This is a genomic window from Helicobacter brantae, from assembly GCF_003364205.1.
In the GTDB taxonomy this organism is placed as follows: Bacteria; Campylobacterota; Campylobacteria; order Campylobacterales; family Helicobacteraceae; genus Helicobacter_G; species Helicobacter_G brantae.
The window spans coordinates 1-13,548 of sequence record NZ_NXLV01000006.1 but is presented as its reverse complement, the minus strand read 5'-3'; the positions used below and the strand labels follow the sequence as shown (position 1 = coordinate 13,548).

The following is a 13,548-nucleotide window of genomic DNA, read 5'->3' as shown; positions in this document are numbered from 1 at the left end:
GTGGAGTAAAAAGGCTTAAAGAGCCTTTTTTATCTCTTCTTCATCTATGAGTGCAGGATCGTATTTGACACAAAGCACTTCAGAGGTATAGTGATAATCAATAATTCCTTCAAGATTTTCAAGATTGGCAGAGAGTGGGGTGTTGTAGAGATAGAGAGTTTTGAGCTTTTTGGGATTTTTGAGAATCAAAGCTAAAGAAAGTATCCAAGCCACACACACAAGTCCTGTAAGCAAAGAGAGCCAAAAAAGCCCAATATGACTATATAGCACTCCTCCTAGCAATGCCCCCATAAATGAACCTAAGAATCCAAAAGAAGTAAAAAGCCCTAGTGCCGAGCTTCTTTGAGATGAGCTAGGATATTTACTTGCCAAAGATTGCATTATGGGCTCGTGGATATCAAGTGCAATGAAAAACACCAATACTCCTACTACAAAAATCCACAATACTCTCAAATAATCTGCATAGCAAAAGAGAGCAAAGCATAGAGCAAAAGCTACAATCCCTGCAATCATCACTCTCTTGTAATATCCATATTTTTCAGCAAAAATACTTGCAGGAGCCATCGCAAAGATTCCTAGCACTCCTGCAGGGGCATAGAATTTCCATAAATCACTTGTAGAGAAATCAAAATCTGTATGCAACACCAAAGGAATGATGACAAACCCAAGATTGATAAGAGCTTTTTGCAAAAATGAACTCAGATACATCATCCATAGGTTTTTGTCTTTGAGGTAGTGGGTGTATTGCTCTTTGGCTGTGAAAGAATGGCTGATTTTTGGGGGAGTGGGGACTTTGAAGATGAGCAAAAATAGGGCAAGTAGAGAGCATAGCCCTGCAATATAAAAAAGTATCTTAAGCCCAAAATATCCCCCAATCAAAGGTCCTACAAGCATTGCTACCAAAAAGCTTACAGAGATTCCCCCTCCCATCACTGCCATTGCTTTGGTTCTACTCTCCTCAGGTGTGAGATCGGAGATAAAGGCTGTAATCACACTTGCTATCGCTCCCACACCTTGGATAAACCTCCCTGCTACAAGCCAATAAACACTCTCGCTCCAAGCACAAATCAAAGAGCCAAGTATAAAGATAACTAGCCCTATGCCAATCACATAGCGTTTATCAAACTTATCACCCAGTATTCCAAAAGGGGTTTGAAATAGAATTTGAGTAAGGGCATATCCACCCACTGCAAGTCCCACCATTAAAGGAGAAGCTCCTAGTGAGATTGCATATACTGAAATTGTAGGCATTACGATAAAAAGCCCCAAAAAACGCAATGAAGAAATGAGCGTGAGGGGCAAAGTTTGTTTGAGTAGATTCATTGTTTTCCTTATAAGTGTGGGTTTAAAAAATTGCGATTGTATCTCAAAAGTAGTAATAATAGTTTGGGCTTTAGTTTTTGGATAGAATCACGCCTTAATTCAAAAACTTTAAGAGGTAAAAAGTGCAAATCATTCTAGCTAGTGCAAATGCCAAAAAGATAAAAGAACTCAAAGCAATTTTGGGGTATGAGAAGATTGTGAGTTATGAGGAGATTTTGGGGAAGTTTGAGATTGTAGAAAATGGAAAAAGTTTTTTGCAAAATGCGTGGATTAAGGCTAGGGCGATTGAGGAGAGAGTGGGGGAGAGAGTGGGGGATTATCTAGTAGTGGCTGATGATAGTGGATTGTGTGTAGAAGCTCTAGGAGGTATGCCCTCAATCTATTCAGCACGATTTAGCTCTATCTCTGCCTCACTTGAGGAGCTAAGAGAGGGGAGATTTGAAGTGCCAAGTGAGGGGGGAAGTGATGAGGCAAATAATCTTAAGCTTTTGGAGTATTTGAGGGAGAGTGGGGTGAGTGAGAGTGGAGCGAAGTTTGTTTGTGCTATTGCTGTATGTGGGAGAGTGAGAGGGGAGAGGATAGAGAGAGAGTGCAGTGGAGAGCTAGAGGGGAAAGTCATTTTCTCTTCTCTCAATCCTCAAGCCTTTGGCTATGATCCACTCTTTGTCCCCAATGGCTATGAGATTACACTTGATAAGATTGAGGAGAAAAACACCCTCTCTCATCGCTATCACGCACTCCAAAAACTCAAAGATTCTCTCAAAGGGATTTTATGAATGCACTCTTTGGAGCAAACAAACCTGCAGGAATAAGCTCCAATCAATTTCTTACAAGGCTAAAAAGGAAATACAAACTAGGCAAATGCGGATACTCAGGCACACTTGATCCTTTTGCTTCAGGGCTTTTGCTTGTGGGTGTGGGAGCATATACAAGGCTTTTTGATTATCTAGATAAAACTTCCAAAGTCTATGAAGCCACGCTTTGGCTAGGGGCAAAAAGTGAAAGCTTGGATATTGAGAGAGTGAGTGAGGTAGAGTGTGTAGAGGAAGTGAGAGAAGAGAGGATTAGAGAAGTTTTTGCAAAATTTTTAGGAGAAGTTACCTACATTCCCCCAAAGTTTAGTGCCAAACATATTGGAGGGAAGAGGGCGTATGAACTAGCTAGAGAGGGGGTGGAGTTTGAGCTTGAAAAAAGCGTGATGAGTGTATTTGAGCTTACACTTCTCTCTTATAACCACCCCTTTTTAAGCTTCAGAGCCAAAGTCAGTGAGGGAGCTTATATCCGAAGCTTGGGGGAGCTGATAGCTAGAGAGCTAGGGTGCAATGGGGCATTGAGTGCATTGAAGAGGATAGAGGAGGGGAGTGTGAAGCTAGGAAGAGAAGAGCTAGTCAAACTTGATATTTTCTCTCATCTTCCACTGCCTCAAATCAATCTAGACAAATATCATCAAGAGATAGCAAATGGCAAAAAAATCACACTAAAATCTCAAAAGCTAGAGAGTAATACACCTTATTTGGTTGTTTTTGATGATTTTTTCTCTATAATTGAGGTTAATGAAAGTGGAGAATTAAAATATCGTTTAAATAGGATTCCAAAATGCTAATTTTATCAAGAAAAGAAGAAGAGAGTGTGGTGATAGGAGATAATATTATCATCAAAGTCATCTCAATCGATAAAGGAAATGTCAAGCTTGGTTTTGATGCTCCTCCTCAAACTTTGATTTTACGCTCTGAGCTCAAAGAAGCAGTCGTGTGTGAGAACAAGAGAGCAACAACATTGCTCAATGATGAACAACTTGAGGCAATTTCTAAACATATCAAAAAATGAAAATCTATCCCAAACTCAATATTTTTCTAAATATTCTCCCCCCACTTCCTAACAAAATGCACCCCTTACTCTCTCGCTTTGTCCTAGCCAAAGGAGAGCTATATGATGAAATGGAGATTTTAGAGGGGAGAAGTAGCTTTGAGATTATTGGAGAGTTTCCTTGCTGTATTTCTGAAAATCTTATTTTCAAAGCCAAAGAAGTGCTAAAGAGTGCCTTTCCTCAACATAGCACTTATCTTGAAAGCCTTAGAGTAGAGGTGGAAAAACGCATTCCTCAAGGTGCAGGGCTTGGAGGAGGGAGTGCCAATGCAGGAGCATTCCTCTCTGAGATAGCAAGAAGACTAGAGATTTCTAAAGAGGATTTAGAAAACCTTGCTCCAAAGGTAGGATCTGATGTGAGCTTTTTTGTCAATGAGTTTGAGAGTGCCAATGTAATGGGCTGTGGCGAGGTTGTCAAAGAATTTGAAGAAAACACGCACTATATTTATGAGATTTTTACCCCAAAGATTTTTTGTGATACAAGAGAGGTGTATCAAGCTTTTGATAGGCTTTTGGAGAGTGGGAGAATCAAAGCAGAGCCAAAAGTAGAGCTTCTCAATCTCTCTAGCATTGAGCTTTTAAGTCGTTACTCTCCTTTTGAGCTTAATGACTTATTTACCCCAGCACTTGAAATATATCCTATGCTTAAAGCAGTGAGAGAAGAGCTAGGAGAGGGGTGGTTTTTTAGTGGGAGTGGGAGTAGCTTTTTTAGAGTGAGAGGGTTGTGATGAAAATCGTTGCTAAGAATAAAAAAGCATTTTTTGACTATGAGATTTTGGAGAAATATGAGGCAGGGGTGGTGCTAAGTGGCTCTGAAGTCAAGTCGATTAGGGCAGGGAGAGTCAATCTCAAAGATAGCTTTATCAAAATCATCAAAGCTGAAGCATTTTTATTCCACGCTCATATCTCTCACTTGCAAACCACTCACGCATTTTTCAAGCCCAATGAGAGGAGAGAGCGAAAATTACTGCTCCATAGAAAAGAGATAGATAGATTGCTAGGAAAAATCTCTATGGAGGGGCTAACTCTTGTCCCATTGGTGCTTTATTTTAATAAACGCAATAAAGTAAAAATCGAAATTGCATTAGCCAAAGGAAAGAATCTCCACGACAAAAGGGAAACTCTCAAGAGAAAAATCTTGGATCGTGAAGCACAAATGGCATTGAAAAACTACAAATAGGATAGAAAATGAAAGAGATGATTGATTATGGGGTGCTAGGGTTTTTGCTCTTTTTGAGTGTGATTGTAGTAGGAATTGCACTAGAGCGAATATGGTTTTATGCGACAATGAGAGTGAGTGATTATGATGATAAAAGAGTGCTAGAGATGGATTTGCATAAGCGTTTGACACTCATTGCCACTATTGGCTCAAATGCTCCTTATGTGGGATTGCTAGGAACTGTGGCAGGGATTATGGTAACTTTCTCACAGCTTGGAGCAAATACAGATACTCAAAGCATTATGATAGGGCTTTCTTTGGCTCTCAAAGCCACAGCAATGGGGCTAATCGTGGCGATTCCCTCTATCGTGTCTTACAATCTATTGCTAAGAAAATCAGAGATAATCCTCAAAAAATGGGAGATTTATCACTACCCAGAAGCAAAGGCATAAAATGAAAAAAATGGATTCAATGAATCTTGTCCCATTTATTGACATTATGCTTGTTTTGCTTGTGATTGTGCTTACAAGTGCGACTTTTGTCAATACAAGCAAAGTCCCAATTGACATTTCCAAATCCCAAGAAGAAGGGGGAGGGAGTCAAAAGATTGACAAAAAAGAAATCATCATCTCTATTGATAAGGGTGGGAAGTTTTTTTGGGGAGATGAGAGGGTGGCGTTTTCTACACTAAGCTCAAGGGTGGCAAGTTTGGATAAAAAGACTCATATCGTGCTAAAAGGGGATAGAAAAAGCGAGTTTGATTCTTTTGTGCAAGTTATGCAACTTTTGCAAAAAAACAAGCTTGATGAAGTCTATATTTTGGTTAAAGAGCAAAAAAAATAATTTTTACACCAAAACTCAAGCAAAACAAGGCATAATTACACTTTTGTAAAATTAAGCAAAGGATTAAGAATGAAAAGAACTTATCAGCCCCACAATACACCTCGCAAGAGAACTCACGGATTCCGTGTGAGAATGAAGACAAAGAATGGTCGAAAAGTTATCAATGCTAGAAGAGCAAAAGGTAGAAAAAGACTTTCTGTATAAGTATGAATACACTCAAAAACAAAGCTGAATTTGACTTTGTTTATAAAAATGGGAGAAGACATTATGGAGAGTTTTTCAACCTCTATGTCTTGAACTTCTCTCATCCTTCATTGCAAAAAAGAGAATTTTCTTACAAAGAGAAAAAAATCCTCTCTTCTTTTTGTAATGCTAGAGAAAAGTTTTTTTTGGGATTGAGTGTCTCCAAAAAAATTGGCAATTCCCCAGAGCGTAACAAAATCAAACGAAGATTTAGAGCTTTTTGTCGTCAATATCATCATCTTTTCCCTGAAACGATTATCATCTTTATGGCAAAAGATGGAGTAAGTGCAATGCAGTATGCACAAATGGAGAAAGAGATTTTAGGCTTTTTGCCAAAAGTGGCAGGGAAAAAGAGTGCTTAGAAGAGCAGATGAGCTTATAAGGGCGATTTTTAGAGGGGTGGTGAGGTTTTATCAGCGATGGATTTCTCCTCTTTTTGCTCCAAGCTGTCGGTTTCATCCCACTTGCTCTTCTTATTCTTTGACACTTTTTGAGCTAACTCCTAGTTTTTATGCTTTGTTTTTCTCTATAATAAGGATTTTTAAATGCAATCAATTTTTCAAGGGTGGATATGATTATCCTTGTATTTGGATTGAAATCCAAAGGATTTATTCCTCACCTAGAGGGGTTAAGTATTGGATTATCCCCTATCAGCCTTTGAAATTATCATTTTTTGTTTGCAAGCCGATTAAGATTCGAGCCTATATTATTAAGGATTTGTAATGCAACCACCCAATCAAGAAAATACAACTTCCATTAGCAAAATGCTTTTGGCTATCGCTTTGACAATTTTGTGTCTAAGCATTTACTCCTATTTTTTCCCACAAGAAAAGAAAGAGAGCAAAACCGCTCAAGCACTCCCACAAGACAATCAAGTCGCACAAGCTCCTGTGCAAAATACCTCTATGCAAAGTGTTTCAAAAACTGAAGTTTTGACAATCGTAAAATCCAAAGATTTTGATATCGAGATTGATACGCTTGGAAGAATCGCTCAAGTCTATCTTAAAGACAAGAAATTCATCACACCCCCTCAAGAAAATCTTCTCTCCAAACTCTTTGGTAAGAAAAAAGATGTAACTTTGCCTGATAGATTGCCTCTTTTTGATTCACAATCTATTCGCCCACTTGAAGTAAGATTTTCAGATACTGCCCTCAATGAATTGGCATTTAAAAACGCTTATCAAACCTCAAGCAAAGAAGTAATTTTGGATAAAGAGCCTATCAAAATAGAGCTAGTGCAAACTCTAGGAAAAGAAAGTTTCAAAAAAATTCTTACAATCAATCCTGATTTGAGCTACAAAATTGAGCTGATTGCAAGCAACCCTTCAATGCAATACTTCATCACCAATGGTGCAAGACCAATGGTAGAGAATGATACTTATGTCTTTTTGGGAACAATCGTGCAAAAAGATGGAGGGACATTAGAGAAGTTTGAGAAAGATGATGTTGAAGGTGTAGAAAACTTCAAAGACTCTACATTTGTAGCAAGTGTGGATCGCTATTTTGCAAGTATTTTGTTTGATAAAGGTGGAAAAAAACTTGATGTGCTTGTAGATGGAAATATCAAAGCTCAAAGCCCTATTGCCTTTGTTTCACTTCAAGGCAATGGAAGTGTAGATGGCTATATTGGAGCAAAAAACTATCAAGAACTCAAAGCTCTCTATCCCCCACTTACAGATGTGGTAGAGTATGGACTGATTACATTTTTCGCCAAACCTCTTTTCTTGCTTTTGGAAGTGTTGCATAATCTCATCGGAAATTGGGGATGGGCGATTGTATTGCTGACAATTTTGGTGCGTGTGGCACTCTTCCCACTTAGCTACAAGGGAATGTTAGGAATGCAAAAGCTCAAAGAATTAGCTCCAGAAATGAAGCAGATTCAAGCTCAATACAAAGATGATCCACAAAAAATGCAAAAGCACATTATGGAGCTTTATAAGAAAAATGGTGCTAATCCTTTGGGAGGGTGTTTGCCCTTGCTTCTTCAAATCCCTGTGTTTTTTGCAATCTATAAAGTGTTATATTGTGCTGTGGAGCTTAAGGCTGAGCCGTGGATTTTGTGGATTCACGATCTCTCTGTGATTGATCCTTACTATATCTTGCCTTTGGTGATGGGAATTACGATGTATATCTCTCAAATGATGACGCCCACAACCTATACTGATCCAATGCAAGAAAAAGTTTTCAAGCTTTTGCCACTATTTTTCACAATCTTTTTCATCATCTTCCCATTCCCTGCAGGATTGGTGCTTTACTGGAGCGTGAATAACCTCCTCTCAATCGCACAACAAATGCTTATCAATCGCATTGTAGCTAAGCAAAAGGAGGCAAGAAAATGAAACGATTTAATGCTCCTACAATCCAAGAAGCCCTCAAAAATGCTTCAGTGTATTTTGGTTGCCCTCAAGAAGAGCTAGAATATGAAATCGCCCTAGAGCCCTCAAATGGTTTTTTGGGATTTGGCAGACGAGATGGAATCATCGTCGCTAGAAAGAGAGGAGGGCAAGGGGTAGTTGCTTCTCCCAAAGTTGAGGAGAGCAAAGAATTTGAGGATATAAGCTCTTTTGAAGAGGAATATAGCCAAAGCCCCAAAAGTCCTTATTCTCAAATTGAGGAAAATTTTTTCCAAGAGAAGCTTACCCCTTCAGAAATTGCCAAAAAGCTTACTAAAGAAGTCAATGAGCTTTTTGCACTTCTACCCTATGAGATTGAAAATATCAAAGTAAGAGTAGAGGGAGAAGTCGTCCATATTGAGTTTTTTGGAGCAGATTGTGGATTGCTAATTGGTGAGAGAGGTTATCGATATAGTTCAATCTATCATCTCCTAGCGATTTGGATCAAAAAAGAGTATGGAATGGGATTGAGACTTGAGATTGCAGATTTTCTCAAAAACAAAGAAAAAAAGATTGAGGAATATTTGGAAGAAAACTACAATCAAATCATCTCTCGCACATTTTTTCAATCTCGTGCCTTTGATCCCCTCACAGCAAGTATCGCTCTAAGGAGATTTCGTGAGGCAATTCCTGATAAATATATCATCATCAAGCAAGTTTCAGAGATTGAGAGCGTGATATCTATCAATGAGTTTAGAACTAAATAGCTCTACAATTACAGCCATTTGCACACCTTTGGGGGGTGGAGCTGTGGGGATTGTGAGGATTAGTGGAGAGCAAAGCCTTTCAATTATCCAAACCCTAAGCAAAAAAACTTCTTTCACCCCTCGTTATGCCACACTTTGCACCCTCTATGATAGAGAGGGAGAAGCACTTGATGAAGTGATAGTCATCTATTTCAAAGCCCCTCATAGCTACACTAGAGAAGATGTGTGTGAGATCCAATGCCACGGGGGGAATATGATGGTGAGGCGAATACTTGAAGAGGTGGTGCATTTGGGGGCGAGATTGGCTGAAAATGGAGAATTTACCAAAAGAGCATTTCTCAATGGTCGGCTTGATCTCTCTCAAGCCCAAGCTGTGGCAAAGCTCATTGAGGCTAAAAGTATTGAAGCTCAAAAAACTCTACTTAGACAGCTCAAAGGCGAGCTAAGTGTGTTTGTAGAAAACTCAAGAGAGAGTTTGTATGAAGTTTTGGCTTATAGTGAAGTAATGATTGATTATAGTGAGGAAGATATCCCAGAAGATACACTTCAAAACCTTCATCAAAAGATTGATGTGCTCTATGAGAGATTAGAAGAGATTTTGATGCACTCCAAAGCTAGGATTGGAATCTTTGAGGGGTTTTCACTTTGTATTGTGGGCAAACCCAATGTAGGAAAAAGTTCTTTGCTTAATGCCTTGCTTCTCTATGATAGAGCTATCATCAGCAATATTGCAGGGACGACAAGAGATACGATTGAGGAAGTGCTAAATATCGGAAGCACACAAGTAAGACTTATTGATACAGCAGGGATTAGAGAGAGTAGTGATGAGATTGAAAATATTGGGATTGCCAAAAGCAAAGAAGCGATTGAGAAAAGCGACATTGTTTTGGCTGTCTTTGATAGCTCCAGAGAGTTTGATAGTGAAGATGAGAAGATCATAGAGCTTTTAAGAGAGCAGGGTGATAAGCAGATCATCAGCATTTTCAATAAATCCGATTTGCCTCAAAAATCTTGCAATACCCTGCCTTATCCCTCTTTCTCCCTCTCAGCACAAAACAAAGAAATCAAAGAGTTAATAAACTATTTGCAAGGGATATTAGAGGGGAGTGAGAGCAGTGAGATTATCCTCTCAAGTGCCAATCAGATTCAGAGTGTGCAAAAGACTTTGAGCTATCTCACGGAAGCTAAGACAATGCTAGATAATGGGTGTTTGGAGTTGTTTTCTTATAATATCAGAGATGCGATTGAGAGTATTGGCAAGATTACCAAACCCTATGATGGAGCAGATTTGCTAGATAAAATGTTTAGTGAGTTTTGTTTGGGGAAATAGGGGGGGGGGGAAGAGGTGCAATCACCTCTTATTTTTTCTCGCCTCTTTGTGTTGTTTTATCTTTTGAAGCATTGTTTTTGATAGTCTTGCTTTCTTTCTCTAAAGTTTGTTTTGCTTCTTCTTGCTCTTGCATATTTTCTTTTAAATCTTTTTCTGTCTTTGTATTTTCTGCTTTATCGCTTTTACTCTCTTTTGTCTTATCGCTTTTTGCTTCCCCCTCACTCTCTTTGCCCTCTATCTTCTCTCCATTCTCTTTATTTTCTTTGCTCTCTTCCCCCTCTTTCTCTTCCCCTTCAATCTTTAGTGGTGCTTTGTAATCAGCTTTTTCAAGGATTGGGCTATATCCATCACTCTCTCCAAAGCTATATCTCACTCCCACATTGACTTGATAATCAGTATTGATTTTCCCCATAAAGCTTTTTTCAAAATCAAAGTAGATTCTAGTATTGTCTTTGATAGACATATTAGTTCCTACATTCATCACCACTCTTCCATCAGAGCTAATATCACTTAGCTTATTGCTTTGTTTGTCTATATAATTTGTGCTCATTGTAATCTCTCCCCCACTCACATAATCATACTCATAGAATGCTCCTACATAAAGTGAGGCATTGAAAGTATCTTTTTGAGTGAAAGCTTTAAAGTCATAGCCAAATGCACTTCCCACTCTAGTTCTCAAAGTCAATACTGCATCAGCACTAGAATTGAGGAAATCACTAGAATTAACCAAGGTTTGTTTGAAATTACTTTGATTAAAGTATCCAAATGTGGCTTCTACTTGAGGAGTGATACTCCACTCTTTACTCTCTCCAAGCTTAAAGACATATCCCACTTCATCACTAAGAGTGAGAGCGAAGTTAGAAGTATCATTGCTTGTAGAAGTATTGTTGTTGAGATTATTGATATTGAATTTGCTCATAATATAGCTAAACTTAGCAATACTATCATTATACCAACCCCTATCACTCACATAAGAGTTATACAAAGCCACTTCTACTGCATTGCTATAAATCCCATCAATCCCTCTTTTCTGTCTATTTTCGTCAAAGGCGTAGTTGTTTGAAGTAGAAGTAGAGAGTGCATAAGAGAGAGCTACTCCTAGATAGTTATTTGCTCCCTCAAACCCAAAAGCATAATCATATCCTGCTTGAATAGTGGTGTAATTGCTCTTACTTCCTAGTCCAAAGTCATTACTCAAAGCCCCATTAAAGACTCTTGCCCATACTCCTTGGCTATGATTATTCTCACGCAATTCTCCCATTCTTTTATTCAAAGAGTTAAGATTTGCCATATATAAATCATAATTGAGAGTGAAAGCTGTGGCTGTGATTTCTTGCTCGGCTACAATAACACCATTATTGATTGCTTTTGTAAGAAAATATGTTGTATATCCACTTCCACTTTGTCCATTAATATCTGTTTCAACAGGATTGAATTTAAGTGTCGCAAGATTAAAACCAAAAATTGCTTTTTCTTCAGAATTGAAAATGAGTGCATCTTCTGAAGTGTCAGATGTGGCTCTAGTGGAGAGTTTTTTGACAGTCGCAATAGATATTCCTCTTTTGAGATTTTCTAGCTCACTAAGTTGTGTGCCCTTTGAAAATACTACGCTTAGATTATGATTTTTTGACTCTTTTCCAATTGCTTCTGTGTCAATAATAATTCTATCTCCATAGATGAGTGTTTGGTTGGAGCTTTGAGCAGAATCTGGATTGACATACACAACAAAATGGAGATTTTCCCCCTTGATTGCCTCATTATCTCCATTGATTAGAAGTGTTTTGTATTCTCCTCTAGTGCTATTGCCAACAGAATCATTGCCAAATTCATCAATATTGGCAAGTGAAATTGTATTATTTGTGGAGTTAGAGTAGTTTTCTATTGCAGAAATTGTGTTGGTATTCCCACCTAAGAACAAGATGTTTCCCTCACTTCCAAAAGAAATTTTTGTCTTGGCATTGTTGGTGGTAATAATGTCATTATTGATTTTGGCATGAGATGATTGGATGGAGTTTTGTGTCGTTGAACCTAAGACAATGTTGAGTTCTCCACCATTGTTTTCAAGCCCACAATCAAGAAGAGCATAGTTGTTTTTGTCAATTTCTGTGCTTACTCCATTGAAATAAACATTTGTTATTCCTCCTGTAGTTTGAATAGATGAGAGTTTTGCTCCATTTAGATTTTTCCATTCAAGACTTGTTTGATCTCCCATAAAGGTGATTTCATTTGTGCCTTGAGAGAATATCAATCCTTGAGTGTCGCCATATTGCAGTGCTGTATTTTTGGAGTGTATATTGATACTGAGATTGGAGATAGGCGTGTTGTCTTCTATACTTGCATTAACGCCAGAGTTATTTTCATTTCCAAGATTGATTTCAAAAATTGCTTTACTATTCTCTTGTGATACTTCTTTGAGGACAAGAATCCCACTCTCATTAAAGTTAAATCTCAATACTCCATTGTTGCTAATATTTTTCTCAAAAGTAAGTGTTGAGGGCTGATTGAAAGTGAAATTGAGTATCTTGTCTTGATTGATGGATAGGGGGTTGGCGATTACCACCTCACCATTCTTTAGTATTATAGAGCTTGTATCTGAAATGGGATTGAAGTTTTTTATCGTTGTAGTTTGAGGATTGTTGAGAGTGAGTGTGCTATAAACATTTAAGCTTCTTAATCGTCCTTGTATATTTCCAAGATTGATTGTATCAATTTCAATATTTCCATTTTCCCCACTGATTGAGGCTGAAGAATTGCTTGGGATAGTGATATAGGACTTACCAACAGATTGCATTCCTTTGGATAATAAAAGCTCTACACCATCTCCCAAATCAAAAGCAAGAGCTTGATTTGCCTCTACACTTACAGCACTCTCAATACTTGTATCTCCTTGAGTGAGGATAAGCTTATTCTCCACTGCATTGCTTCCCAAAGTGATTGCTTTGAGAAAATTGCCACCATCACTTAGAGTCATCTCTGCTTTTTTGCCATTTGCACCATTGAAATCAAGAGTAGTGCTATTGCCTGTAATCGCATTTGAAACACTAGCAGTAACCCCATTTTCATTTGAAGCTCCATCAAGACTTAGTGTTCCACTCGTAGTAGAGCTTACACTTGTGAGCTGATTGTTTTCACCTTGCAAAGTAAGAGTTCCATTATTGCCAATAGTTACATTATTTACTCCATTATTACTCAAAGTGATATTTCCATTGATTGTCGAAGAGGCACTATCTTTGACATTGAAAAGTGAAGTTCCACCATTGCTTGATGAAAGCCCTTGTGAGAGTGCCAAAGTCGTGCCATTTGCCAAATCAAAAGCAAGAGCTTGACTTGCCCCTACATTTACAGCACTCTCAATACTTGTATCTCCTTGAGTGAGGATAAGCTTATTCTCCACTGCATTGCTTCCTAAAGTGATTGCTTTGAGAAAATTACCACTAGCATTTAGAGTCATCTCTGCTTTTTTATCTGTTCTTCCATTGAAGTTTAGAGTAGTGCTATTGCCTGTAATCGCATTTGAAACACTAGCACTCACTCCATTTTCATTTGAAGCTCCATCAAGACTTAGTGTTCCACTCGTAGTAGAGCTTACACTTGTGAGCTGATTGTTTTCACCTTGCAATGTGAGAGTTCCATTTTCCCCAATAGTTGCATTATTTGCTCCACTATTACTTAGGGTAATGCTTC

The 13,548-nt window shown here is 38.3% G+C and carries 15 protein-coding genes; 13 read left to right on the top strand and 2 right to left on the bottom strand.

The window, feature by feature from the left end; genetic code table 11:
- Nucleotides 1-15: 15 nt before the first annotated feature.
- Entirely contained in the window at nt 16-1,323 is a 1,308-nt protein-coding gene (locus CQA58_RS04310; RefSeq protein ID WP_115569499.1) for an MFS transporter, read from the bottom strand.
- 122 nt (nt 1,324-1,445) lie between these two features.
- Here CQA58_RS04310 and CQA58_RS04305 point away from each other — a divergent pair, with 122 nt between their 5' ends.
- From CQA58_RS04305 to mnmE, 13 genes are all read left to right on the top strand, one after another.
- On the top strand, nt 1,446-2,099 hold the full coding sequence (locus tag CQA58_RS04305) for a non-canonical purine NTP pyrophosphatase (protein ID WP_115569498.1): 654 nt from the start codon (nt 1,446-1,448) through the stop codon (nt 2,097-2,099).
- Entirely contained in the window at nt 2,096-2,926 is an 831-nt protein-coding gene (truB, locus tag CQA58_RS04300) for a tRNA pseudouridine(55) synthase TruB (protein WP_115569497.1), read from the top strand. The genes CQA58_RS04305 and truB overlap by 4 nt, the downstream gene beginning before the upstream one ends.
- A complete protein-coding gene (locus tag CQA58_RS04295) occupies nt 2,920-3,150 on the top strand; it encodes a carbon storage regulator (RefSeq protein ID WP_115569496.1) in 231 nt (76 codons plus the stop codon). Before truB ends, CQA58_RS04295 begins: the two co-directional genes overlap by 7 nt.
- Nucleotides 3,147-3,917 carry a 4-(cytidine 5'-diphospho)-2-C-methyl-D-erythritol kinase gene (locus tag CQA58_RS04290; RefSeq protein WP_115569495.1) on the top strand — a complete coding sequence of 257 codons (771 nt, stop codon included), beginning with the start codon at nt 3,147-3,149 and terminating at the stop codon, nt 3,915-3,917. Before CQA58_RS04295 ends, CQA58_RS04290 begins: the two co-directional genes overlap by 4 nt.
- Entirely contained in the window at nt 3,917-4,369 is a 453-nt protein-coding gene (gene smpB / locus CQA58_RS04285; protein ID WP_115569494.1) for an SsrA-binding protein SmpB, read from the top strand. The genes CQA58_RS04290 and smpB overlap by 1 nt, the downstream gene beginning before the upstream one ends.
- An 8-nt stretch (nt 4,370-4,377) precedes the next feature.
- Nucleotides 4,378-4,800, top strand: a complete 423-nt coding sequence (exbB, locus tag CQA58_RS04280) for a TonB-system energizer ExbB (protein ID WP_115569493.1) — start codon at nt 4,378-4,380, stop codon at nt 4,798-4,800.
- Between the two features lies 1 nt (nt 4,801).
- Complete coding sequence (locus tag CQA58_RS04275; RefSeq protein WP_115569492.1) at nt 4,802-5,191, top strand: ExbD/TolR family protein; 390 nt, start codon at nt 4,802-4,804, stop codon at nt 5,189-5,191.
- Between the two features lie 69 nt (nt 5,192-5,260).
- Nucleotides 5,261-5,395: a 50S ribosomal protein L34 gene (gene rpmH / locus CQA58_RS04270; RefSeq protein WP_027327788.1), complete on the top strand. Its 135-nt coding sequence runs from the start codon at nt 5,261-5,263 to the stop codon at nt 5,393-5,395.
- A gap of 2 nt (nt 5,396-5,397) precedes the next feature.
- Nucleotides 5,398-5,796 carry a ribonuclease P protein component gene (rnpA, locus tag CQA58_RS04265; protein ID WP_115569491.1) on the top strand — a complete coding sequence of 133 codons (399 nt, stop codon included), beginning with the start codon at nt 5,398-5,400 and terminating at the stop codon, nt 5,794-5,796.
- Nucleotides 5,789-6,157: a membrane protein insertion efficiency factor YidD gene (yidD, locus tag CQA58_RS04260; RefSeq protein WP_115569490.1), complete on the top strand. Its 369-nt coding sequence runs from the start codon at nt 5,789-5,791 to the stop codon at nt 6,155-6,157. Before rnpA ends, yidD begins: the two co-directional genes overlap by 8 nt.
- Nucleotides 6,157-7,773: a membrane protein insertase YidC gene (yidC, locus tag CQA58_RS04255; protein ID WP_115569489.1), complete on the top strand. Its 1,617-nt coding sequence runs from the start codon at nt 6,157-6,159 to the stop codon at nt 7,771-7,773. Before yidD ends, yidC begins: the two co-directional genes overlap by 1 nt.
- A complete protein-coding gene (locus CQA58_RS04250; RefSeq protein ID WP_115569488.1) occupies nt 7,770-8,534 on the top strand; it encodes a Jag N-terminal domain-containing protein in 765 nt (254 codons plus the stop codon). Before yidC ends, CQA58_RS04250 begins: the two co-directional genes overlap by 4 nt.
- Nucleotides 8,515-9,864, top strand: a complete 1,350-nt coding sequence (gene mnmE / locus CQA58_RS04245) for a tRNA uridine-5-carboxymethylaminomethyl(34) synthesis GTPase MnmE (RefSeq protein WP_115569487.1) — start codon at nt 8,515-8,517, stop codon at nt 9,862-9,864. The genes CQA58_RS04250 and mnmE overlap by 20 nt, the downstream gene beginning before the upstream one ends.
- 28 nt (nt 9,865-9,892) lie before the next feature.
- Here mnmE and CQA58_RS04240 read toward each other — a convergent pair.
- A partial coding sequence (locus CQA58_RS04240; protein WP_115569486.1) for an autotransporter outer membrane beta-barrel domain-containing protein occupies nt 9,893-13,548 on the bottom strand: 3,656 nt, incomplete at its 5' end.

Excerpts from the sequence above, each read along its gene's own strand:
- CQA58_RS04310 (WP_115569499.1), bottom strand. The coding sequence starts at position 1,323 with ATGAATCTACTCAAACAAACTTTGCCCCTCACGCTCATTTCTTCATTG.
- truB (WP_115569497.1), top strand. The coding sequence starts at position 2,096 with ATGAATGCACTCTTTGGAGCAAACAAACCTGCAGGAATAAGCTCCAAT.
- CQA58_RS04295 (WP_115569496.1), top strand. The coding sequence starts at position 2,920 with ATGCTAATTTTATCAAGAAAAGAAGAAGAGAGTGTGGTGATAGGAGAT.
- CQA58_RS04290 (WP_115569495.1), top strand. The coding sequence starts at position 3,147 with ATGAAAATCTATCCCAAACTCAATATTTTTCTAAATATTCTCCCCCCA.
- smpB (WP_115569494.1), top strand. The coding sequence starts at position 3,917 with ATGAAAATCGTTGCTAAGAATAAAAAAGCATTTTTTGACTATGAGATT.
- exbB (WP_115569493.1), top strand. The coding sequence starts at position 4,378 with ATGAAAGAGATGATTGATTATGGGGTGCTAGGGTTTTTGCTCTTTTTG.
- CQA58_RS04275 (WP_115569492.1), top strand. The coding sequence starts at position 4,802 with ATGAAAAAAATGGATTCAATGAATCTTGTCCCATTTATTGACATTATG.
- rpmH (WP_027327788.1), top strand. The coding sequence starts at position 5,261 with ATGAAAAGAACTTATCAGCCCCACAATACACCTCGCAAGAGAACTCAC.
- rnpA (WP_115569491.1), top strand. The coding sequence starts at position 5,398 with ATGAATACACTCAAAAACAAAGCTGAATTTGACTTTGTTTATAAAAAT.
- yidC (WP_115569489.1), top strand. The coding sequence starts at position 6,157 with ATGCAACCACCCAATCAAGAAAATACAACTTCCATTAGCAAAATGCTT.
- CQA58_RS04250 (WP_115569488.1), top strand. The coding sequence starts at position 7,770 with ATGAAACGATTTAATGCTCCTACAATCCAAGAAGCCCTCAAAAATGCT.
- mnmE (WP_115569487.1), top strand. The coding sequence starts at position 8,515 with ATGAGTTTAGAACTAAATAGCTCTACAATTACAGCCATTTGCACACCT.